This is a genomic window from Arcanobacterium buesumense (assembly GCF_012563545.1).
GTDB lineage: Bacteria > Actinomycetota > Actinomycetes > Actinomycetales > Actinomycetaceae > Arcanobacterium > Arcanobacterium buesumense.
The window spans coordinates 172270-194454 of the sequence record NZ_CP050804.1; the positions used below are offsets into that span (position 1 = coordinate 172270).

The 22185-nt window shown below is 47.9% G+C and carries 18 protein-coding genes; 12 read left to right on the forward strand and 6 right to left on the reverse strand.

Going from position 1 to position 22185, the window contains the following annotated elements; genetic code table 11:
* Positions 1-17 precede the first annotated feature (17 nt).
* Positions 18-1310 (reverse strand): ABC transporter substrate-binding protein, encoded by a 1293-nt coding sequence (locus HC352_RS00770; protein WP_168917137.1) that lies wholly within the window; start codon positions 1308-1310, stop codon positions 18-20.
* A 324-nt stretch (positions 1311-1634) separates the two neighbouring features.
* The gene (locus tag HC352_RS00775; protein ID WP_168917138.1) at positions 1635-2960 is read right to left on the reverse strand and encodes a DUF4921 family protein; all 1326 of its coding nucleotides are present in this window, start codon (positions 2958-2960) and stop codon (positions 1635-1637) included.
* A gap of 76 nt (positions 2961-3036) precedes the next feature.
* On the opposite strand from HC352_RS00775, the gene HC352_RS00780 reads away from it, so the two are divergent.
* The 4 genes from HC352_RS00780 to HC352_RS00795 all read left to right on the forward strand — a co-directional run bounded on the left by HC352_RS00780 (position 3037) and on the right by HC352_RS00795 (position 7167).
* Entirely contained in the window at positions 3037-4359 is a 1323-nt protein-coding gene (locus HC352_RS00780) for an MFS transporter (RefSeq protein ID WP_211080680.1), read from the forward strand.
* Positions 4360-4453: 94 nt separating this feature from the next.
* On the forward strand, positions 4454-5455 hold the full coding sequence (locus HC352_RS00785; protein ID WP_211080681.1) for a lipid II:glycine glycyltransferase FemX: 1002 nt from the start codon (positions 4454-4456) through the stop codon (positions 5453-5455).
* Complete coding sequence (locus HC352_RS00790) at positions 5455-6633, forward strand: carboxylate--amine ligase (protein WP_168917140.1); 1179 nt, start codon at positions 5455-5457, stop codon at positions 6631-6633. The genes HC352_RS00785 and HC352_RS00790 overlap by 1 nt, the downstream gene beginning before the upstream one ends.
* Positions 6634-6732: 99 nt before the next feature.
* A complete protein-coding gene (locus HC352_RS00795) occupies positions 6733-7167 on the forward strand; it encodes a cupin domain-containing protein (RefSeq protein WP_247645203.1) in 435 nt (144 codons plus the stop codon).
* Positions 7168-7329: 162 nt separating this feature from the next.
* Here HC352_RS00795 and HC352_RS00800 read toward each other — a convergent pair whose 3' ends face one another.
* Positions 7330-9402 (reverse strand): prolyl oligopeptidase family serine peptidase, encoded by a 2073-nt coding sequence (locus HC352_RS00800; RefSeq protein ID WP_168917141.1) that lies wholly within the window; start codon positions 9400-9402, stop codon positions 7330-7332.
* Positions 9403-9725: 323 nt separating this feature from the next.
* Between HC352_RS00800 and dnaK the strand changes: the two genes are divergently transcribed.
* The 5 genes from dnaK (at position 9726) to HC352_RS00825 (ending at position 14586) form a co-directional block, all read left to right on the forward strand.
* The gene (gene dnaK / locus HC352_RS00805) at positions 9726-11579 is read left to right on the forward strand and encodes a molecular chaperone DnaK (RefSeq protein WP_168917142.1); all 1854 of its coding nucleotides are present in this window, start codon (positions 9726-9728) and stop codon (positions 11577-11579) included.
* Between the two features lie 75 nt (positions 11580-11654).
* Positions 11655-12275, forward strand: a complete 621-nt coding sequence (locus HC352_RS00810) for a nucleotide exchange factor GrpE (RefSeq protein ID WP_168917143.1) — start codon at positions 11655-11657, stop codon at positions 12273-12275.
* A gap of 41 nt (positions 12276-12316) precedes the next feature.
* Entirely contained in the window at positions 12317-13315 is a 999-nt protein-coding gene (locus HC352_RS00815; protein WP_168917144.1) for a DnaJ C-terminal domain-containing protein, read from the forward strand.
* A gap of 57 nt (positions 13316-13372) precedes the next feature.
* Positions 13373-14041: a heat shock protein transcriptional repressor HspR gene (locus HC352_RS09145; RefSeq protein WP_168917145.1), complete on the forward strand. Its 669-nt coding sequence runs from the start codon at positions 13373-13375 to the stop codon at positions 14039-14041.
* Entirely contained in the window at positions 14038-14586 is a 549-nt protein-coding gene (locus HC352_RS00825) for an NUDIX hydrolase (RefSeq protein ID WP_168917146.1), read from the forward strand. The genes HC352_RS09145 and HC352_RS00825 overlap by 4 nt, the downstream gene beginning before the upstream one ends.
* On the opposite strand, the gene HC352_RS00830 is transcribed toward HC352_RS00825, so the two are convergent.
* On the reverse strand, positions 14543-14986 hold the full coding sequence (locus tag HC352_RS00830) for a DUF3806 domain-containing protein (protein WP_168917147.1): 444 nt from the start codon (positions 14984-14986) through the stop codon (positions 14543-14545). The two genes, HC352_RS00825 and HC352_RS00830, sit on opposite strands and share 44 nt — an antisense overlap.
* Before the next feature lie 196 nt (positions 14987-15182).
* On the opposite strand from HC352_RS00830, the gene HC352_RS00835 reads away from it, so the two are divergent.
* Positions 15183-18452: an ExeM/NucH family extracellular endonuclease gene (locus HC352_RS00835; RefSeq protein WP_168917148.1), complete on the forward strand. Its 3270-nt coding sequence runs from the start codon at positions 15183-15185 to the stop codon at positions 18450-18452.
* Between the two features lie 91 nt (positions 18453-18543).
* Here HC352_RS00835 and ybaK read toward each other — a convergent pair whose 3' ends face one another.
* Positions 18544-19059 (reverse strand): Cys-tRNA(Pro) deacylase, encoded by a 516-nt coding sequence (gene ybaK, locus HC352_RS00840; RefSeq protein WP_168917149.1) that lies wholly within the window; start codon positions 19057-19059, stop codon positions 18544-18546.
* 14 nt (positions 19060-19073) lie between these two features.
* Between ybaK and HC352_RS00845 the strand changes: the two genes are divergently transcribed.
* Both HC352_RS00845 and gluQRS read left to right on the forward strand, forming a co-directional pair.
* On the forward strand, positions 19074-19568 hold the full coding sequence (locus HC352_RS00845; RefSeq protein WP_168917150.1) for a GNAT family N-acetyltransferase: 495 nt from the start codon (positions 19074-19076) through the stop codon (positions 19566-19568).
* A gap of 53 nt (positions 19569-19621) precedes the next feature.
* Positions 19622-20776, forward strand: coding sequence for a tRNA glutamyl-Q(34) synthetase GluQRS (gene gluQRS, locus HC352_RS00850; RefSeq protein ID WP_168917151.1), 1155 nt, complete (start codon positions 19622-19624; stop codon positions 20774-20776).
* Positions 20777-21164: 388 nt separating this feature from the next.
* On the opposite strand, the gene HC352_RS00855 is transcribed toward gluQRS, so the two are convergent.
* The gene (locus HC352_RS00855; protein WP_168917152.1) at positions 21165-21359 is read right to left on the reverse strand and encodes an antitoxin; all 195 of its coding nucleotides are present in this window, start codon (positions 21357-21359) and stop codon (positions 21165-21167) included.
* Positions 21360-22185 lie beyond the last annotated feature (826 nt).

Below are 22185 nucleotides of genomic sequence, written 5' to 3' on the forward strand. Positions count from 1 at the left end.
GTCTTAGTCATTAATGGTTACTTCTCAACGGCCTGCTGAGCGTGCTCAACAGACTTATCGAGAGCTTCCTTAGCGGTGATTTCGCCCTTCACAGCGAGTGCGATTTGCTGCTTGGCGAATGTTTCCATTTCGGTGGTGAACTTCGGGTCACCGGTCATCTTGGCTTTATCCATTTGCTTAGCGGCAAGATCGGTAGCGACCTTCTGCTGTTCGTGCTCAGCTTCAATAGCGAAGGTTGATGGATCTGCATTTGCGGCAATTGTTCCAGGGAAGAAACCAACTGCGAGCTTGACGAACTCGATCTGATTTTCGGTGTTGGTAACAAACTCAGCAAACTTGAGGGCAAGCTCAGGGTTCTTGGAATTCTTAGCAACTGAAATACCCTGAACGAACAATGGTGGGTTACCGAAACCGGCGGTTACTTGCATGTTTGGAAGCAAGGTTGGAGCGTTAACGGCAACGTCCTTGTCAATATAGTTCGGGCCAGCGGTAGTCCAGGCGGCAGTGCCCTTGTTGAAGTTGTTCACGTTTGCGTTGGCGGTACCGGCATTCTGGAGAGCTTCAGGGGAGATTGCGCCCTTCTTGTAGAGGTCAATATAGGTGTTGACGATCTCTTCAGCTTCTGGAGTGTTGAATGCGAACTTGCCATCCTTGACGATGTCTAGCTTGCCACCAGCATCTGACACCATGATCTGAAGACCCTTCGGGCTGGGGAGATCTGAGATGGTTTGGATGCCATCTTGGCCAAGCTTTTCAGCTACGGCCCACAGATCCTTGTAAGTCTTTGGAGCTTCGGATACGCCAGCTTTCTGGAGAAGCTCGGTGTTCCAGTAGTTTAGTTCAGTACCCAAGTACCATGGGAAACCGAAAGAGCCTTCAATACCATCAAAGGTGTAGGCTTCCACGCCACCAGGGACGTATTCGTTGATAATCTTGGACTCTTTATTCAAATCTACCAGCTGATCTACCGAAGCTAGAGCGTAGGCATATTCTGGTGGAAGGTTGATAACATCTGGTAGTTCACCAGACTCAGCTTGCTGGAGAACTTTATCCTCGTAGCCGTCACCTGGCTGATCGATCCACTTGACCTTAGCGCCGGGGTTGGCTTTTTCGAAATCAGCAACAAGCTTTTCGAAGTAGGGGGTGAACTTATCATTTTTGAGTGACCACGTTTGGAATGTGATTTCTCCGGTGGCACCTTCTTCTCCGCTGCTACCCTTGGCGTCGGTGGAGGCACTGCCACCGGTGCAGGCGCTGAGCAGAAGTGCGGTTGCGGCTAAGAAGCCGATGGAAGCGGAACGGATCTTCATCGATGTTCTCCTTGATGTAATGGTTACTGGCGGTTCTTCATTGAAATGCCGATTACCGTTTTGGTTGAGTATGGGAGATTCACTGAGTTTTTTGTGTATCTCTCATCACAACTAAACCGGTAAAGTAAGTCTAGTGTATCACCCAAGTCCGTCATTGAAAAGCGAAAAGGAAAGTACGCTAGTGCACTTATAGTTTTCCGAAAGCTCGACGAATCGCACTATCACTCGAAAACGGCATCAGCGCTCGCTTATTAATCTGCCGTCTAACGTGCAGATGGAGAAAAATGGCGGAACATGACTTACCACGCATGTTCCGCCTTAGGTTTATAAATTCGGGTTATATTTCAACGAATTAGGTTGCCATTTACTCTCTGAAGCAATAGAGATGCTCTGTGCAATTTGACCTTCTGCGCGAAGCTCCAATAAGCGTGGCACAACCCGATCGCGTAACGCCCACGGATCAATCGTATTAACGTAAATTTTTGTACCGCCCTCAAAGCCGGCTAATGTTGACACCCGCCACTTAATTAATACCTTCCACGGCATATTGACATCAGCATCCATAGGCTTGCAATGCCATTCTTCATTTGTTGGCACACCAGGTCCAGTTGCCGCATGCATTGCATGAATTAAGTCGCTCATAGCACGACGTTCGTCATCAGTGTGCTCCCATGGCTGGGATGCTGGCGATTTTGACCAAATTTCTAATGTCGGATAGCGGTGACCGAATCCGGCAATCGCAATCGCATGCTTATTTTCCGCCAAAATAAGATTATGGTAACCGGCATAATTGACGGCCGCTTCGTTGTATAAATTCGGATTTTGCCGAACCCGTTCAACTTCAATTTTGCCATTTACTGAACGCTGATCAATAGCCACAAGTTGTTTGTGGAGATGATCAAAAGATGCCCCTGCAGGTTTTAACCAGTTCTGGAAAACCTGCACGTAGCGGACATAGCGATTTTGTTGATAGAGATCGTGCATCGCGTCAACTGTCAGGCGAATAAACCACTCATGTTCTTGCGGAGTTAAGGTTCCTGCCGATGCTAATTGTGACGTGTCAGTAGCGTCTGGCACAAAATGATGACGGGCAACGATCAGATCGTGGCCACCACCAAACAACGGATATGCCAACTCGGTAATGTCTTGTTCTGTCAGTGCGGCAAATTCGTTGTCAGTATAGGTGTTGCGGAGTTTTAACCGCAGCACCTTCATAACATGGGAACGTCCAGCCGGATCTGCCATATATGCTTCAAGGCGCCCGCGAGCGCTCGCTGGTAGCCGATAGTCATAGTTTTTGGCCCAATAATCAAACGAGAGAATTTCAAAAAGGTTAGGGATACGCCGGAATTCCCATTCGCGAGTGAGCATATCGACGTCGGTTCCACGATAGACGACGGCATCATCACCCTTGCGGACAATGCGGGATTTTTCTGGCGGGGTCTCAAGGACTCGTTGAGTGCAAAAGGCACACGTATGGCCAATTCGGTTAGGGTCTATGGGGCGCACGTCGTCGTGAACAATGTCAATAGGGCGATCAGCTCGTCCTGGAATTGTCCACACTTCTGTTCCCGAAAACGGGTTAATTTGTTTAATAGTGCCGTCTGCCATTTTTGTGATCGGTGGCGGGAAAGAATACGTATCAACCATGTTTTTAGTCTATACGTGTGAGAGTGCACGTGGCTACAGCTTTCTTTTTATTTCACTGCCTGATAGACCTTGAATTGTGAGTAAAAATGTAGAGAAAGTGCGCCTGCCGCGCGAAATTTGGGTGATTGTTGCTGCCTCGGTAGCTATTTCCTTAGGGTATGGAATTGTGGCTCCAGTGTTGCCTCGGTTTGCTATTCATTTTGGGGTGACGACGACGGCGGCCACTTTCGTCGTATCGGCTTTTGCGTTTACTCGTCTCATTTTTGCTCCGGCTGCTGGCCGGCTATCTGGACGGCTAGGCGAGCGACGAATGTATCTACTAGGAATCTTTATTGTTGCGTTATCCTCGGCGGCTAGTTCGATTTCTCAGCAGTATTGGCATTTGCTCGTATTGCGAGGCGTGGGTGGATTTGGCTCGATAATGTTTTCGGTTGCTGCGATGTCACTCATTATTCAGCTAGCGCCACCGCATGCACGTGGCCGGGCCTCAGCAGCTTTCGGCGGTGGATACCTGATTGGTAATATTGCTGGCCCGGCAGTAGGCGCCCTGATTGCCCCATTAGGGTATCGGTGGCCATTTTTGATATATGCAGTGATGTTATTGATTGCCATGTGGATTGTGGCTTATGAAATTCCAGCCGACGGGCATCGTCGTCGAAAATTCCGTCAAGTCTGGTTAGCAAAAAGTGATGCCGACGCAGCTAACCAAGAAACGACACCACCAGTTAGCGATACGAAACCATCGGCCAAAGACGTCACTCATCCAGAACGATCGATGATGACCGTTAAAGAAGCCTTCCAAAATCGTCGTTTCCCACTGGTTCTATTGACCACATTCGTTCAAGGATGGGCCAATATGGGAATGCGGGTGGCTGTTGTGCCACTGCTTGCTGGCACGATTATGTATGGTCCTTCCTGGCTGCCGGCAGGGCAGTGGCTGGCTGGCGGGGCAATGACAGCATTCGCTTTGGGCAATGTTGTTTCTCTTCTGCGTGCTGGCCGGTGGGCCGATATCTATGGCCGCAGGGTCGTTGTGCTATGGGGGCTTATCGTATCGGGTGTCTTCACTATTGCGTTAGGATTTTCGGCATCTAGCGTATCGTTACTTTTGTGGTGTTTCTTTGGCGGGTTAGGTGCTGGCTTTATTCAGCCAGCGCAACAAGGCGCAATTGCCGACGTGGTTGGAGACCGGCAGGGTGGACGTGTCGTATCTTTTTTCCAACAGTTTAATGATTTCGGGACGATCCTAGGCCCGATTATTGCCGGCTTGATTATTGACTATTCGGGATATGTTGCCGCCTATATCGTTGGTGGAAGTGTTTTGCTTCTTGCTGCGCTAGCCTGGATTTTCTTCGATAAAGCCGAAAATGAACCAGGTGTGAATAAACAACGGTCTTAAGCCTTACCAGAACTTAACGAGTAAAAAGTAGTAGATAACATGCTAAGGAGTGCTCTTCGCGCTAGTTTCGCCGTCGTCGACTATCCTTGAAAGTATGTTGCTCGATAAAAATAACTCTCAACTAACCGAACGTTTCGATACTTTCATCGCTGAAAGTCCATATGGGAATGTGCTCCAAAGTAGGCCTTGGGCATACGTTAAGGCAGGCTGGGATAGTCATTATTTTTACCATGAAACTAATGGTGAAATTGATGCAACTCTCTCGGTGCTGTCGGTGATGGATTCACGTTTTGGTGCACGGCTATACTATGCTCCCCGTGGCCCAGTGTGCGATATGAATCGCCTTGATATTGTCACTGAGCTTATTGACGAAGCAGAAGAATACGCGCGTGAAAATAATGGCTTTTTATTACGTATCGATCCCAATATTGGTGATGACGAAAAATTACGACACACGTATGCGCAAGCCGGATATCCATTCCACCGAGATCCGGGCAATACTACCCAGCCGTTGATGAGTTTGATCCTTGATATTAATGGTCGTACTCCCGAGCAACTGCTTGCTGATATGTCTAAAAATACGCGCAAGAATATTCGTAAGTCGTACCGGTTAGGGGTGACGAATCGGGTTGGAAATCGGGAAGATTTGCCGGAGTTTTATCGCTTGTTTGAGATGATGAATAAACATCATGGAATTTCTTATCGCCCGTATGAGTATTTCGAGCGTCTCTACGATGCTTTCTCTGATCGTGTGCGATTAAGTTTTTCCATGTACGAGGGCCAAGCGATCACGACGTCGTTCCTTGTTACTTTTGGCCGGACAGCGCATGCACTCTATGGTGCTGATAGCCATGAATTCCAACTTGGCCAATCCTATCAGATCAATTATGAAGAGATTGCTTATGCTGCTGAGCAGAGCTGTGACTACTACGATATGGGCGGTATTTTCCATATTGATGAGGACAACGGTCTTTATCATTTCAAGCGCAAGTTTACTGAAGATAATATCGTGCACTGGATCGGCAATATTGATCGAGTTATCGACGCAGAAAAATATGAGTTGTTCCATGAACTCACAGGCCGGAAGGAAAACTGATGGTTGTTGTGCCGTTAGTTTTAGGGACAGACGAGAATTCTTATACCCAGGCACGTGCGTTTCATGAAGCCTATGGCCGCCAAGCAATCGTGTGTGGCGCTGGTGTTTTAGCACCATTTTATCGTTCGCAGATTGCTGAAGTTCATACGGCAACGGGTTTTTCTAACGATGTGCGGGTCTTTGCTGAACTCCTTAACGATGTGTGGGCGCGGCGTGCTCAAGACGTAGATTCTTTTTTGATGATTGCGCCGACAGAAGAGTATCTCCATATTTTGTATCGGTCGTTAGAATTATTGGATTTTACGCCAATTTTGCCTTATCCAGAGCCAGAATTGGGCACTGCTTTGATGGATAAAAGTTATTTCTATCAGCGCATGGAAAAGTTGGGTATCACTGTTCCGCAAACTTTAGTTGCTACTGTGGATCACATCGAGGATCGGGTTTTTGCGGGCGAGCAATTTATTAAAGCAGATGACTACGAGACGTTTGATTTATTTGATTTTCCGGAAAAGCATAAGGGATTTCATGCGCAAAATGCCGATGAAGCGATTTCTTATTTACGGGCTGTTTTTGCGTCAGGTTTTACTGGAGACATGCTTGTTCAGACTTATATCTCTGGTGACAATACTCAGGAGTTTTCAGTAAATGGCTATCGGGCACGTGATGGACGCACAGTTTTCGTGCAGGCACGTAGTGTCTTGACAGATATGCGTCCGATGTGGGTAGGCAATCACTTATTGTTGACTGATACTGATCGTTCCGATTTACAAGATTTATGTCAACGTGCGGTTGATGGGCTAGGGTATGTCGGATTCTTCAATATTGATTTTAAGGTTGATAGGGATTCTAATGTGCCATATATGCTGGAGATGAATACACGTCTTGGCCGGAGCTCGTATTACGGTTTACTTAATGGAGTTAACTTTATCGAGCATGCTCTGCGTGATGTTAATGGTGAGCCATTCCCAGATATTATTCGTCGACCGTTTTCATGGATTACTGCTCATCGCTCCCAAGTAGCGAATCAGTTAACTGGTGAAGCATTGGAATATTTCATGGAGCCAGAACGTTACATAAATACTGGAAACGCTCTTGACTATGCAGCTGATGATGATCCAGTGCGTCGTGAACGGATATTTACGTTACGAGAAAACATTGGCCGAAATCTTGGCTGGTGATGTGCTACGAGTGCAATAGTTTTGTGAACTACCTGACACATTGGCTATGTTGTGATTAGTATGTGACGCATATAAAATGCGTCCTGAATGAAAGGAAGAATGATGACGCAATACGCAGGTCAGTTCGACGATAAAGGTAAGACTCCTTACGTGGTAGATATTGAGAGTGCTACGTTAGAAAATACGACATTCCGCACAACGATGTGGACGGGTAGCAAGCTTCAGCTCACAGTGATGGAAATTCCAGTTGGTGAATCTATTGGTTTGGAAGTTCATCACGGTATTGATCAGTTCTTGCGGATTGAAGCTGGGCGCGGATTATGCCAGATGGGCCCTGCCGAAGATAATCTCGATTTTGAAGTTGAAGTTTCTGATGACGATGCTATTTTCGTACCAGCCGATATGTGGCACAACGTTACCAATATCGGTGACGAGCCGTTAAAGCTCTACACGATTTACGCTGGACCAGACCACGTTGCTGGTACTGTGCATCCAACAAAGGATGATGCAGAAGCTGATCCAAACGAGCACTGATAACGAATGACTGGTAAGTAGCTAATCTTGTGTGATACGCGTACTTCATAGGAGAGCGGAGCATGACAGCTAGAGAATAGAAGTTGTGCTTGGTGAGTTATCTTGAAGGTTGGGGTTAGGAGTTGTTCTCTCCTAACCCCAACCTTATTTTATTTGTGAGCTTTATGGGGCAAGAACGCTATCTAGGTAAGAGAAGATCAGTGCCATCACTTGTGCAGTTTGTTTAATGTCAGCCGCTCCAGCATGTCCTCCTTCGGTGTTTTCGTGATAGTAGGCGGTAAAACCGTGATCACGAAGTTTTTGATAAAACTTTCGAGCATGACCAGGGTGTACACGATCGTCACGTGTGGATGTGGTGATGAGAATTGGCGGATAAGGGCCTGATTTAACGTTATGATATGGCGAATAGTTGCGTAGATAATTCCAATCATCCGTATCAGGATTGCCGTATTCTTCCATCCATGATGCGCCAGCAAGAAGATGAGAGAAGCGTTTCATGTCCAGAAGTGGTACCCGGCAGACAATAGCGCCAAAATGCTGTGGGTATGTGGTGTACATATTTCCCATCAGCATCCCGCCATTAGATCCGCCAGTAGCTGCTAGTTGGGGCACTGTAGTGATGCCAGTTGAAACAAGGTCAGCTGCTACTGCTGCATGATCTTCGTAGGCCTTATGTCGATTTTCCCGGAGGGCTGCTTGATGCCATCGAGGGCCAAACTCTCCGCCTCCGCGGATATTGGAAAGGGCGTAGACATAGCCTTTTTCAAGCCACATTTTGCCATAAGTGGAAATGTATGAAGGAAGTCGAGATACCTCAAAACCGCCATAACCATCGAGCAGGGTACGAGCAGGGCGTTTGCCTTCAAGAACTTCTTCAGGGCCAACTACGAAGTATGGGATTTTAGTGCCATCTTGCGAAGTGGCCCAGCGTTGAAGCACTGTGAGCCCGGAAGTGTTAAAGCGATGTGGGCTTTGGCGTAGCTGGTGAAGTGATAAACCTTCGGAAGATACGTGGCCGTGAAAAAGGGTAGTTGGGTGCAGGAACCCGGAAGACGTAACCCAGACTTCGTCTGATGTGTGTGCGTCAACTGCAGCGATGCTGACAGTGGAAAATGGTGGAATATCAGGGTGTAATTCGGTCACGGCCCAGTCTCCTCCACTATTTGAGGCAAACCAGAATCGTTGCTGGACATTATCGAGGGAAGTGAAAACGATACCAGAGGAAACTGCTGTCATTGACAAAAGAGACGACGTTTCACTCGGACAGTATAGAACCTCGACGTCTTGACTTGTTGGCTTGTTGAGGGCGGTATGAGTGGGGATAGCAAGTAATGATCCGGCGCTGTAAATTGTGTCATTAAGTTCCCATGGGTAGCGCAAATCAATAATTGTCCAATCGCGCAGTGTGCTCACTATTGCAGATTCGGGAATGTGAAATTCTGCTAAGACATCATCTTTTTTACCTTGGCGAACCGTATCGATATTCACGTTCCATAAACGATCTGTGCGGAAGTCAGTGGCTCGACGGGCGATAAGTTTCTCGTGTCCGGGAGTGTGATCATAATATGCTCCAACAATGACATCGTTATATTCACCGCGTACAAATTCAACAGCTTCGGACAGGTCTTGCCCACGTGACCACAGTCGTGCTGATAAAGGGTATCCGGAGGCAGTAAGGGAATCAGGTCCGAAATCGGCACTAATGACAACAGTATTCCGATCGACCCAGCTCATTGCTCCTTTAGAATTTGGCTTAATGAACGCGTCAGGGCCCGTAACGAAAGAACGAGTTATTAAATCAAATTCACGAATAACGTTGGTGTCTGATCCACCCGGGTGCAATGAGATTAATGCTCGGTCATAGGTAGGGAAAAGAAGTTGAGCGCCACCAAATACCCATGACTGATCCTCATTTTTTCCCAGCTCATCAATATCAAGAAGAACTTCCCATTCGGGTTCGGTTTCTGGCGAAACATAGGCAAGGTAGGAATCGAATGAAGTACGCCGCCATAGCCCACGAGGATGATCGCCGTCGGTATAGAAGTTATAAGCATATTCACCACGTTTGTTGGCGAGGATAAGCTGATCCTTTGACGATAAGAGAGTGTCTAGTTGCTCTTGGCGTTTGGTGAACTCCGGACCGCTGAAATGGGTAACAGTTTCAGTAGAAACTTCTTTGGCCCATGCCATATTAGCCTCTGAAAGTTCTTCCAAATATTGGTACTTATCCTTCATCTTTTCCCTTCCCTATCGGTAATTGTTATCCTACCTGCCACCTCCGACATACTTTGATGTCACGGTGTCTAGTGGAGCACAGAATTACGCCGAATGAAATAGATACACATATCTTTCCTCGTCGTTCCTAATTGGAAAATATAAGAAAATAACGGAACGAAACTTCATTTCAACGTAACTGGGAATAAAATGCAACATGATGAAGTTGAGCTAAGTGGACTCAAGAATGAGTTAGTCGACTGGACATAAGTTCATTACTGATGCAAACTTGAGATGTAGAAGTTTTTAATGGCGCTAAGCGCCCAAGAAAAGGAGGCAAGTCCATGGCACGTGCAGTGGGTATTGACTTAGGAACCACAAATTCGGTAGTTACCGTCCTTGAAGGTGGCGAACCAACTGTTATCGCCAATGCTGAAGGTATGCGTACTACGCCATCAGTCGTAGGTTTTTCTAAGACTGGCGAAGTTCTTGTTGGAGAAATTGCTAAGCGTCAAGCAGTGAATAATGTGGAACGTACCGTTTCTTCAGTGAAGCGTCACATGGGTGAAGAGTGGTCGATCGATATTGACGATAAGACCTACACTCCACAACAAATCTCTGCTTTCATTTTGCAGAAGTTAAAGAAGGATGCCGAATCTTATCTCGGCGATACGGTTACTGATGCAGTTATTACTGTCCCAGCCTATTTCAATGATGCTCAGCGTCAAGCTACTAAGGACGCGGGACAAATTGCTGGTCTTAACGTTCAGCGTATCGTTAATGAGCCAACTGCAGCTGCTTTGGCATACGGTCTGGAAAAAGGTAAGGAAGATGAACTCATCCTCGTCTTCGATCTTGGCGGCGGTACATTTGACGTTTCGCTCCTTGAAGTAGGTAAGGATGACGATGATTTCTCCACCATTCAGGTTCGTGCAACATCAGGTGATAACAAGCTTGGTGGTGACGATTGGGATCAGCGCATTATCGATTGGCTAGTAACTCAGGTAAAGAATAACCATGGCGTAGATCTTTCCAAGGATAAAGTTGCATTGCAGCGGTTGAAGGAAGCTGCTGAACAAGCTAAGAAGGAACTGTCTTCGGCAACTTCAACCAATATCAACTTGCAGTACCTCTCAATGTCGGAAAACGGCCCGCTTCACCTTGATGAACGGCTTACCCGAGCAGCTTTCGAAGAGATGACAAAGGATCTGCTTGAGCGTACCAAGGCGCCATTCAAGAAAGTTATTGAAGATGCAGACGTGAAGATCTCTGAAATTGATCACGTTGTGCTCGTTGGCGGTTCAACACGTATGCCAGCAGTCACTGAAGTTGTCAAGGAACTTACTGGTGGTAAGGAGCCGAATAAGGGAGTAAACCCAGATGAGGTTGTTGCTGTTGGCGCAGCGCTCCAGGCAGGCGTGCTTTCCGGTGATCGCACTGACGTGTTGCTTATTGATGTCACCCCGCTATCGTTGGGTATTGAAACCCTCGGCGGGCGGATGGCTACGATGATTGAGCGTAATACTGCTATTCCTACGAAGAGTTCGCAGGTGTTCTCCACAGCTGAAGATAATCAGCCATCAGTATTGATTCAGGTTTACCAAGGTGAACGTCCGTTTGCTCGGGACAACAAGTTACTTGGCACCTTCGAATTAGGCGGAATTGCGCCGGCTCCACGAGGACGCCCGCAAATCGATGTAACTTTCGATATTGACGCCAACGGTATTGTTCACGTATCCGCGAAGGATCTTGGCACCGGTAAGGAACAATCAGTGACTATTACTGGAGGTTCTGCGCTCTCGAAGGAAGATATTGATCGTATGGTCAAGGAAGCTGAAGAGCATGCGGCTGAAGATGCCAAGCGTAAGGAAGAAGCTGATACCCGTAACACTGCTGAACAGCAGGTTTACAGCATTGAATCAGTTTTGAAGGATAATGCCGATAAGCTTGATGATTCTGTCACCACTGAAGTTCAAAGTGCAGTAGATGCGCTCAAGGAAGCTCTCAAGGGTGAAGATGTTGAAGCTATTAAGTCTGCTTCTGAAGATCTCAACACTAAGGCCCAGAAGATTGGCGAAGCGCTCTATGCCAAGGCTCAAGAAGAGCAGGCTGCCGGTGCTGCCGCCGCCGATGAGGCTCCAAAGGCTGACGATGATGTTATTGACGCCGAAATCGTAGATGATAACGACGCTAAGTGATCATTGGTTCCGGGGGCCGCGAGTACATCCGCGGCCCCCGGCCGTCACATAAAGTGTTATGAGAGAGGAAAGATCATGGTAGATGAACCAATGAACACCGCCCCTGAGCCAGAAGCGAATTCGACACCCGAGGTTGTGTCGCATGAGGCACAAGGTCAGCAAAACTTATCGGCAGATGAGACGTCTACTGCAGAAATGACTTCAGGCGTGAGTGCTGCCGACGATGGTGAACCTGAAATTTCGCAAGCTGATCAGGGGTTAATTAAAGTTGCAGAATTAGAAGAGCAACTTGCGCGCCGTAACGCGGATCTATATAACTTACGCCAAGAATATAACGGGTATGTGAAACGCTCGAAAGCTGAAGGATTAGTCCAGTACGATGCAGGAATCAATAAGGTTTTAGAGCTTCTCTTACCAGTTCTTGATGATATTGCCTTAGCACGTCAGCATGGAGATCTGGAAGGCCCGACTGGCGCAATCATGGAGAAACTTGAAGGTAGTCTCCGCACTAATTTCAAGATGGAACGTTTTGGGGCTGAAGGTGACCTTTTTGATCCCAATATGCATGAAGCCTTAATGGCTTCGACTTCGCCGGAGGCAACAGAAGAGCATATTGGCCAGCTTATCCAACCAGGATACAAAGTTGGCGATAAAGTCATACGGCCAGCACGAGTTGGCGTGATCAAACCAGAATGAGAATAATTTAGCGATACAACACCAGTGAGGAGGTGAAGCTAGTGGCAAGCCAAGATTGGATGAATAAGGACTTTTATGCATCTCTAGGGGTGCCAAAAACTGCATCCGCTGAAGAAATTAAAAGTGCTTACCGTAAACTTGCACGTAAATATCATCCGGATCGTAATCCAGGGGATACCGCAGCTGAAGCAAAGTTTAAGGACGTTTCTGAGGCATATAGTGTTCTCAAGGATGAACAAGAGCGTAAACAATATGATGCTATCCGCTCGATGTCAGGCGGTGCTCGCTTCACGCCTGGCAGTGGTGGCGGATTTGAAGATATTTTCTCCGGAGTTTTTGGCCAAGGTGGTACTAGCCGAGGTACGTACTCAACCATGGGGGACACCCCAGGGTTGGATGACATATTAAAAAATATGTTCGGGCAAGGAGCTCCGCAAGCAGACGGTACTGCAGGATTTAGCGGTTTTAGCGGTTTTGGCCGGCGCCCTTCTCGGGGAAGTGACGTGAAAGCGTCAACAAAACTCACATTCCGGCAGGCAGTTGATGGTGCAACAATCACCCTGAACATCAATGGAAAACCAGTTACTGCACGGATTCCTAAAGGAGTTGCCACCGGGCAAAAAATTCGTCTTAAAGGCAAGGGAAATCCGGGAAGTAATGGTGGGGAACACGGCGATCTGCTAGTAAGCGTCACTGTGGAAAAACATCCAGTTTATGAACTTCGTGGGCACGATGTTCATGTTGAAGTCCCGGTGTCCTTTGATGAAGCTGCGCTAGGAGCAATTGTTGATGTGCCTGTATTAGATGGCACAACAGTTAAAGTGAAAATACCAGCGGGTTCGTCCTCTGGTAAGACTTTGCGCATCCGAAACAAAGGACTCAAAGGGGCTAATGGTGCCGAAGGTGACATGTATGTGCATCTAACCATTTCCGTTCCTGCTGATTTATCAGATGAGGCGCGTCAGGCGATTGAAGATTATCGTCAAGCGATGCTGGATACTGACCCGCGGGCAGAATTTACTAAGATGGCTCATATCTAATGTAGTCTTACCCGTCGCACGCAGCGGCGGGTAAGATAATAAAAGGGAGGTGACACAATGGCAAAGGTAGCTAATAGTGCGCCAATTCTTACCGTATCCGTAGCCGCAGAACTAGCTGGAATGCATGCACAAACAGTACGGCAGTATGATCGGCTCGGGCTTGTTGTTGCCAAACGGACTCGTGGTGGTGGCCGGAGATATTCGCTGAATGATGTTGAGCGTCTGACTGAAATTCAACGGCTTTCTCAAGAAGAAGGCATCAATCTAGCTGGTATTGCGCGAATATTTGAACTACGTGATGAGTTAGCAAAACTTGCTAGTGCCAAATCGGCAATTGAACAGCAATTGATTGATTTACGCAACGAACATACGTTGATACAAGAACAAATTCGCACCCAGCGTGAACGCCAAGAACGAGTTTTTGCAGTTAATTCTTCGGGGCAAGTTGAAGCTTCTGGATCAATTGAGACGCTCCGGAGAACTCTCCGTGCTGCCCGTGAAGACGAACGCCATCGCAGCGCTCACACGGTTCAAGAAGTTCATGCCCATGATCGTGGTACTGCAGTTGTTCCAAGCAGTCAGCAACTTGATTGGTTACTAGAGTTGCTTGAACAACACATGTACGACCGGTTATCTCATCGGCAACTCAAACTTGTTGGGACTTCGTCAGTTACAAATGAAGACGACGATGCTGAAATTCTGGATGTGAATGAGATTATTCTGTGACAACTTTTAATGCAGCTGTCCTGGCGTTGCTTGATGCCAGTGTACGTCCGTGCCTTTTAGTTACGGTTAGAGCTACTCACATGCGTACTCATGCCGGGCAAATAAGTTTACCTGGCGGTGGAAAGAATAACGGGGAAACTCCAACTGAAACTGCCTTACGAGAAACCTGGGAAGAAGTGGGAATATTGCCTGCAGATATTGAGATCCGAGGCCAGCTTTCCGCTTTTATTGCACCCCGTACGGGCCACAAAGTTATTCCCATCATTGGCCAACTTGATAAGCCTCATTCTCACTACTCATTGCAATTAAACCCTAGTGAAGTAGCTAGTGCGCATTGGATCGCGCTAGCTGACCTAGCTGATCGTGAGAATCGCGGAACCTGGCAACGAGTTGAACGTACCGGACCTGGATTTCAACTTGATGAGCTAATGATCTGGGGTTTTACAGCCCAAATCATTGACCGGCTTCTTGCTGAAGTTGGAGCAGCACAACCCTGGGATGTCAGTCGGATTCTGGCGATTCCACAACGGTTCGACTTTCCGTAATGGAACGCAACACCTCATCGACATAGGAACGGAAAAGATCTGGATCAGTGTTGTGCCATCGTCGCTCGACGACGTCGAACGGATAAACAACCACCGTATTTTCCCCATGAACCCCGATCAACACTAGCGTGGATTGGTGACCGTCAGTCACGCTAGCCCACTGCATGCCAGTAGCTTGTTGTATATGAAAGCCCAAGGCTACTGCCAGAACGTCTAATGACTCAGACAGATCTTGACCTGATTTTTCTGTATCTGCAATCTGAATCGCACGTAACTCAGTAGCACGTACATCAATGCTATCTACTGAATCAAGAAGATTTTGGCGTTCAGCCAGTTCACCGGCATTGAGAATGCGCTGTTGCTCGGCGTCAGATAATTGACGGACGTGAATTTCAGACATGACATGATTTTATCCTATTGATAGATAAAAGAAACAGACATATCAATAGGCTATAGATCCCGGAGCGTTCAAAGTTTTTATGGTAGCAGTAAACATTTAATTAATAACGCGCTAGTATTTAAAAGTAAAAGTCTAAGAAGACGAAGTTGTTTTCTTAGCACGGTTATTTTTACTACAACTATGGGGTTGTGGTTTTATGACGAAGAAAGGTGAGCACGTGCGACTTTCGCGTTCACAAAAACTGGCTGCTATTTTTACAGCGCCCATTCTTTCCTTGCCGCTAACAGTGCTTCCAGCACAAGCAGCACCAGATAATAGCAACGTCGTCATCAACGAAGTATATGTTGATGGCACCGATAAAAGAGGCGAATTCCGGGATTATGTAGAGCTCTATAATCCCACTGATGCACCTATCGATCTCGGTAATTATGTGTTACAGGGATTTGCAAACTCTGGTAACAAATCAGGTGGTAAAACCGAATTGGCCGGAGAAATTCCAGCTAAAGGGTACTTCCTCGTTACTGCTGCTAAAGGAAAACCGGCCACTGAGCTAAACGCTGATCAGCAAACTGGAAAATTCAATATGAGTGCTTCAGATAAAGGAGCCTCTATTGGATTATTTACCCAAGATAGCGTGCCTGACAAACTTACTGCCGGAGCAGCCGCAGTCGACCTCGTAGGATGGGGTACAAAAGCTATTGGTGAAACCGAAGCGATTCAGGAAATTGCGAGAGGTTCTCAATCCTTCCAGCGTGCCAAAGCTGGGGTAGATACCGATAATAACTCAAAAGATTTTACTATCGTCGAAGCAACCCCAATGAGCACCAAGGGGGACGCAAAAGTTACGGCTCCGAGTGAGCCAGACCCAGCACCTGGCCAGCCAGACCCTGCACCTGGCCAGCCAGACCCTGCACCTGACCAGCCAAGCGAACCAGGTGAATCCCCAGCTCCTGATCCAGACCCACAAAAAATTCTCACCATTGCCGAGATTCAAGGTGAAGGTACAGATACCCCGCATGAAAAGGAAATCGTCACAACTCGTGGCGTGATTACTGCTGTCTATCCATACGGTGGATTCCAAGGTTTCTATATGCAAACCCCTGGAAGTGGCGGCTCCAAAGACGCAACTCCACAAGCATCCGATGGTATCTTCGTCTACGTCGGCAACTTCAACAACCTCAAGAACAACACCGGTGGAAAACCGGCAAAGCTTGAAATAGGAAATTATGTTGAAGTAACTGGACGCGCCAGTGAACGCTTCGGCTTAACCCAAATTAGCGTTTACAAAGAAGACCAGGGAACCGTTACTGATCAACCCAAAGACGAAACCATCCTCGCCCCACAACCAGTGGAAATTGAGAGCGTTCCAGACGATCCAGCAGAACGCGAAAAGCTCGAAAGCATGCTGGTGAAAATCACTGGCAAATACACAATTTCGGCAAACTATTACACTAACCGTCACGGTCGTCTTGATTTAGCGCCAGGTGAAGAACCATTCCGAATCCCATCAGATGCAACCGCAGATAAAGACCAGTGGCCAATACTCACTGAAAAGATTAACCGGGAACGCATTGCTCTTGACGACGGCGCCTCTATGGACTACACCGACCCCGGGAAAAAGGATAACCCGTGGCCAAACTACAAGTACCCCGTGCCATATCTTGACGTTAATAAACCGTTACGAGTAGGCACAGTTATCACTTTGCCACAGCCAATGATCCTCGATTATCGTGCAAACTCTGTAGGATATAAAAAGTACGAAGACCGATGGAATCTTCAGCCGACACGTCCGCTCACCGATGCTAAGGATCTGACAAACAACGAATGGACAAAATGGGTAGAGTTCACCTCAACTCGTCAACCAGCTCCACAATTCGATCAAGGTAATGTCACTATCACATCCTTCAACGTGCTTAACTACTTCACCACCCTTGGAAAAGACACACCAGGATGTAAACCATACGCAGCATACGATGGGACAGGTCTGACCAATCGACGTTGCGACCCACGTGGTGCATTTTCGGACGAGGCTTTCCAGATGCAACAGTCTAAGATCGTTAAAGCTATTAACGAACTAAACTCCAGCGTCGTCGGTCTTGAAGAAATCGAAAACTCCATCAAGTTTGGCGACAACCGCGATGCTGCGATCGCCAACCTCGTTACCGAACTGAACAAAGACGCCGGAAGCGAAAAGTGGGCCTACGTCCCATCACCAGCAGCGGAAAAACTACCTGACCTTGATGCACAAGATGTTATCCGCCTAGCCTTCATCTACCAGAAAGATACCATCAAGCCAGTTGGTGATTCACATGTCCTATACAACGGAACCCAATGGGCTTATGCACGGCAACCATTAGCGCAAAAATTCCAAGCCATTAAAGATGGGGCAGATGAAGGTAAGCCGTTCGTCGTCGTCATCAACCATCTCAAATCAAAGGGATCAGACAAAGACACTGTGCCAAACGATGGCTACCAAGGTAATAACAACAATATGCGTGTCAACCAAGTCACCGAAATGGCCCAATGGGTAGCACAAAACTTTGCTGACGATCCAGTATTTGTTATCGGTGACCTTAACTCCTACACTCGCGAAGACCCACTCGTGAAACTGGAAAAGGACTTTGGCTACACGTCTATCGCTGAAAAGATGGGTGTCAAGAACCACTCCTACCAATTCGGCGGTCTCGTTGGATCACTCGATCATGCGCTCGGCAATGCCAAGGCAATGGAGATGGTCAAAGCTGCTGACGTATGGAACGTCAACGCGATGGAACCAGTAGCATTTGAATATGCCCGCTGGAACTACAACATCAATTACAAAAACCTCTTTGACGGAGAATCGCCATACCGTTCCTCCGATCACGATCCGATCAAGGTTGCCATCGAGACTCGGGATTCCGTGCCGTGGACTGAGCTGACTCCAGCCAACCCGGTTGAGCCAGAACAGCCAGAGGCGACTGTAGTTGAGCCGAAGGCTTCGGTAGTTATCCCTGAGGCTTCCGATCCGGCAGCCTGTAAGACTCTCCCATTCGTAACGGTTGAACCTATGAAAGGCGTGACCTACAAGGTAACTGTTGACGGTAAGGAGATTGAGCCGGTTGCTGACAATGCAAACAAGTATGAATACCCGTACGGTAAGACCGTGAAAGTTGTCGCAACGGTTAAGGACGGCTTCAAGCTTGCTGATGGGGCAAAGACTGAATGGTCTTGGACCGCACCAAGCCGCGAAGAACTCAAATGCGAAGTGCCATGGACTGAGCTGACGCCAGCCAACCCAGTTGAGCCAGCACCAACACCGCAAGATCCGACACCAGTCCCACAAAAGCCACAAACCGAAAAGCAGAACAACAACTCTGCAACAACCGGACTGGCAAAGACCGGTATTGACAACAGTGGCCTAGTTGGACTAGCAGCTATCGCACTCATTGCTGGCGGAGCACTCATCGCTCGCCGTCGTCAAGCATGATGCCACACAAGATGTAACGTCTAACGTACTAACGACACAGCCAAAGGGCCCTAGCACACCGCTAGGGCCCTTTGCGATAGATCAACTAAACTCACCACTGTGCAATATCAGCTACCTGAGCTCCTGACACTGCGATAAAATCCGCCGGTACAATCCCCACCGACAAGGTACGCTTACCACCAGAAATAAGGATTTCATCCGCCATCAGCGCACACTCATCAAGAAAAATAGGGAACTGATGCTTTTGACCAAGCGGTGAAATACCACCAGTAACATAACCAGTGACCTTCTCCGCCTTACGCGGATCCATCATAGCCACCGACTTCACCCCGGCAGCTTTAGCCACCGACTTCAAGTTCAGCCGTGCGCTCGCCGGAACAATAGCCACAAAAACATCCCGACCCGATTCCACCATCAGCGTCTTAAAAACCGAATCAGGGTCACATCCGAGTATCTCTGCAGTATCACGCGCATAGCCGTGATCCATCGTCGTCGAATGCTCGTATTCATATAACCGAAACGAAACACTAGCCGATTCAAGCACCTGTAGCGCTGGCGTTCCAGAATGATGAGACTTGTGTTGTCCTGTTTTCTTCTTATCAGCCATGACACAATAAAACCATGAATAACCACGATCGTTTCTATCTACGCCCTGCCGCGCGTGTCGACGCTGAAGCCATCTACCAACTTCACACTGACATCCTGCGCGAAACCACCCCACAAAACATCCACCCCCACGACACCTACGACCACCTCGTCGAACTCCTGACCGATCCGGGCGCAAGTAGCATCTGGGTCGGCGAATGCAACAATGAAATTGTGGGATATGTACGCTCTGACGCCCTAGGCGCCGGCCGGAAACGAATGCTCGCACTAACGTGGCTTGGTGTACGAAGCGCTGATCGTCGTCGAGGATACGGCACCAAACTACTAACCGCCGCAATCGGAGACATGCCCGCATACGCCTTCACACCAAGCGCCCAAGTCACCCCGTTTCTCAACAAAAACGGCTTCGAGTCAATCAAAAACGACGACGAAACCCGCGCAATAATTCACGAACTACACCTGGCAGACACCGCTGAACCGCACTGCCACGTCATGACATTTTGGCGATGAAGTAAGCATTAAAATATTAATGCACAACAATTAAACGCATAGCGAGTAGAAAAATGAGCGGCCACGAAACCACCGTCGGCATCCCCACACAACACGCCGAAAAAGAGTCAAGCACTCCAGGAAAAGGCAGATTTGCACCATCGCCTACCGGAGACTTCCATCTTGGAAATCTGCGAACGGCCCTGCTTGCATGGGCCTTCGCGCGACACACCGGTCGAGATTTTCATATGCGCATCGAAGACCTTGACGACCGTTCCCGACCCCAATATATTCACCGTCAACTAGGAGACCTAGAAACACTTGGAATAGACTGGGACGGCCCAGAAATACGCCAAAGCCAACGGCTAGATCGATACGAAGAAATATATGCCGACCTACGTAAATCCGGCGCCTTGTACGAATGCTATTGCACGCGAAAAGAACTAGCAACACTCGCTTCCGCGCCTCACCAACCACCAGGATCTTATGCGGGTACATGCCGGAATTTGAGCGACGATGAGCGAGTGGCAGGGCGGGAGAAAATGCGCGTCGCCAACCGGAAAGCCGCATTCCGATTGCGCACAACAAACACCGAAATATGCCTCGAAGATCGCCAACTAGGTGTCTATCAAGCAATGATCGATGATTTTGTTATCCGGCGGGGCGATGGGGTCTTTTCGTACAACTTCGTTTCTGTTGTAGACGATGGAGAATTTGGGGTAACCCAGATTGTGCGCGGTGATGACTTACTCTCCTCAACACCTCGGCAAATATATCTCCAGCAACAGCTCGGTTATGCCACGCCAGAATATGCTCATGTCCCATTAGTGCTTAATACGGCAGGAGCTAGATTAGCAAAACGGGACGGGGCAGTGACGTTAAGTGAGCTTACTGAATTGGGATGGTCTGTTGGCGACATCATTGACCTCATTGCCAGTTCATTGGGGATGGGATGTGCGGCCTTATTGGGTGAGGCAGAGGTTACTTCACCGGCTGAGGAAGGTGTTGCTTCACTTGGTGAGGAAGGTGTTGTTTCACCCGGTATAGGAGGCACTGCGAACGGCTGTAAACAGACCGTTGACCTGCACGATGGTGGACACTGCCGATCTGATATTCGTACAGCTAGAGAATTTTTGACTGTATTCGACCCGAAACTTTTGCCACGCACGCCGTGGTATGTCGATGTTGCCAGGCTGGCTGAAGGGCCACAGGTCTGGTTTAGTGCATAAACATTGTAAAAATGGGGGCCTAGCGGTGCTTTATTGGCGGTGTGTCCTTTCGGTGGTGTGACTGCGCTTTGGCGAAAAGTGCAGTGAGAGTTGCCCGTGTGGCGGACCGCGCGGTGGTTCTTCAGCGACTTATCCATAGGTCCCCTGTTTTTCTTTCCGTTGGTGTGCTGTTTCTTGCTTCCGTCGTCCGCTGTCTCTTCCGCTCGGAATTCTGTGTAGATGAGGCGGAAAATGGTGGTATCAGCTCTTAAATACGAGTTCTCGAGACACTCGAGTGGAGGTGTCATGGGCAAATAAAGTGGGGGATGATGAGCACAGATGCTCATCATCCCCCACTGCTAAGGGTTGTGACAACATCGCGTGTTGCCACAACCCTTATAATCTAGATTTATTCGTTGCCGATTTTCGAATCTATGACATCCCGAACCTGAGAAATCTTATCTGCGTGATCGTCCCCAGTAGCCTTTTTCGCTGCTTCTTCAGCCTTATCCAGAGCCATATCTGAGATATCTTCGGCCTTTTCACTTTTAAGTATGTCTTTGTTATCGTTGAGTGCTTCTTTTGCCTTATCAAAAAGTGACATAAAAGCTCCTTTCCTTGGTTGTACCGGAGAAGACGAGCAAGAAGGATCAAGTCGATAAACAATAAGTCGTTGACCTGCTCAAAACCGGTACTATTCCCAAGGCTAACGAAAAACTAGTGAGATTGCGTATCCTCAACTGTTTTTCTGCTGTTTTATTCTGTTAGCGAACTCATGGGTGAATAAGCTGGATTTTTCCACTTGTGTAACCGGTGTTGAAGGAGATATCTAACCCACCTTTTTGTATTGTCCCATCGGCTCCAAACGTCTTCATAGGTCAAACGAATTGTGAGGTATCCGCGAATAAGCGCGCTATTACTGCGGTTTCTGTCTGTTTGATAGTTTATTGCAGAAGTGTGGTGTGCCCGGCTATCACATTCAATGATTAGCCGGGGTTTGACGAGTAGGTCTACTCTGCCAACGTTGTCAATCTGTGCTTGGGCCACGACTTTGAATCGTAAAGATTGAATATAGTTGCGCACCCGAGTTTCACTTCCGGATTGGCTATTAGAGATTAGGCGCGCGAGTATTTTTTGGGCGCGGGTTCGTGAAACGTTTTCCAACAGTTCCTTTGCTTGGTCACGGCGAATATAGCCTTTGTTAAGTGCTGATTCGAAAACGATTAATGCGACTTCAGTTGATTCATACGCGGCAACGTGAATGAGTGCAGTATCTAGTGGAACTATTCCGCAGGGGAGTTTAGTTTTCAGCGATCTACGAGTGGCTCCGAGAGTGAATGAGCACCGCACGAAATCTGGTACTGCTACTTGAAGTTTGTCGTGATGAGGTGTCCAAAGTCCATATAGTTTGCACGCGGATAATCCGGTTA

Bases quoted from the DNA above. Each gene is read 5' to 3' on its own strand.
- HC352_RS00770 (WP_168917137.1), bottom strand. From the start codon at position 1,310: ATGAAGATCCGTTCCGCTTCCATCGGCTTCTTAGCCGCAACCGCACTT.
- HC352_RS00775 (WP_168917138.1), bottom strand. From the start codon at position 2,960: ATGGTTGATACGTATTCTTTCCCGCCACCGATCACAAAAATGGCAGAC.
- HC352_RS00785 (WP_211080681.1), top strand. From the start codon at position 4,454: ATGTTGCTCGATAAAAATAACTCTCAACTAACCGAACGTTTCGATACT.
- HC352_RS00790 (WP_168917140.1), top strand. From the start codon at position 5,455: ATGGTTGTTGTGCCGTTAGTTTTAGGGACAGACGAGAATTCTTATACC.
- HC352_RS00795 (WP_247645203.1), top strand. From the start codon at position 6,733: ATGATGACGCAATACGCAGGTCAGTTCGACGATAAAGGTAAGACTCCT.
- HC352_RS00800 (WP_168917141.1), bottom strand. From the start codon at position 9,402: ATGAAGGATAAGTACCAATATTTGGAAGAACTTTCAGAGGCTAATATG.
- dnaK (WP_168917142.1), top strand. From the start codon at position 9,726: ATGGCACGTGCAGTGGGTATTGACTTAGGAACCACAAATTCGGTAGTT.
- HC352_RS00810 (WP_168917143.1), top strand. From the start codon at position 11,655: ATGGTAGATGAACCAATGAACACCGCCCCTGAGCCAGAAGCGAATTCG.
- HC352_RS09145 (WP_168917145.1), top strand. From the start codon at position 13,373: ATGGCAAAGGTAGCTAATAGTGCGCCAATTCTTACCGTATCCGTAGCC.
- HC352_RS00830 (WP_168917147.1), bottom strand. From the start codon at position 14,986: ATGTCTGAAATTCACGTCCGTCAATTATCTGACGCCGAGCAACAGCGC.
- HC352_RS00835 (WP_168917148.1), top strand. From the start codon at position 15,183: ATGACGAAGAAAGGTGAGCACGTGCGACTTTCGCGTTCACAAAAACTG.
- ybaK (WP_168917149.1), bottom strand. From the start codon at position 19,059: ATGGCTGATAAGAAGAAAACAGGACAACACAAGTCTCATCATTCTGGA.
- HC352_RS00845 (WP_168917150.1), top strand. From the start codon at position 19,074: ATGAATAACCACGATCGTTTCTATCTACGCCCTGCCGCGCGTGTCGAC.
- gluQRS (WP_168917151.1), top strand. From the start codon at position 19,622: ATGAGCGGCCACGAAACCACCGTCGGCATCCCCACACAACACGCCGAA.
- HC352_RS00855 (WP_168917152.1), bottom strand. From the start codon at position 21,359: ATGTCACTTTTTGATAAGGCAAAAGAAGCACTCAACGATAACAAAGAC.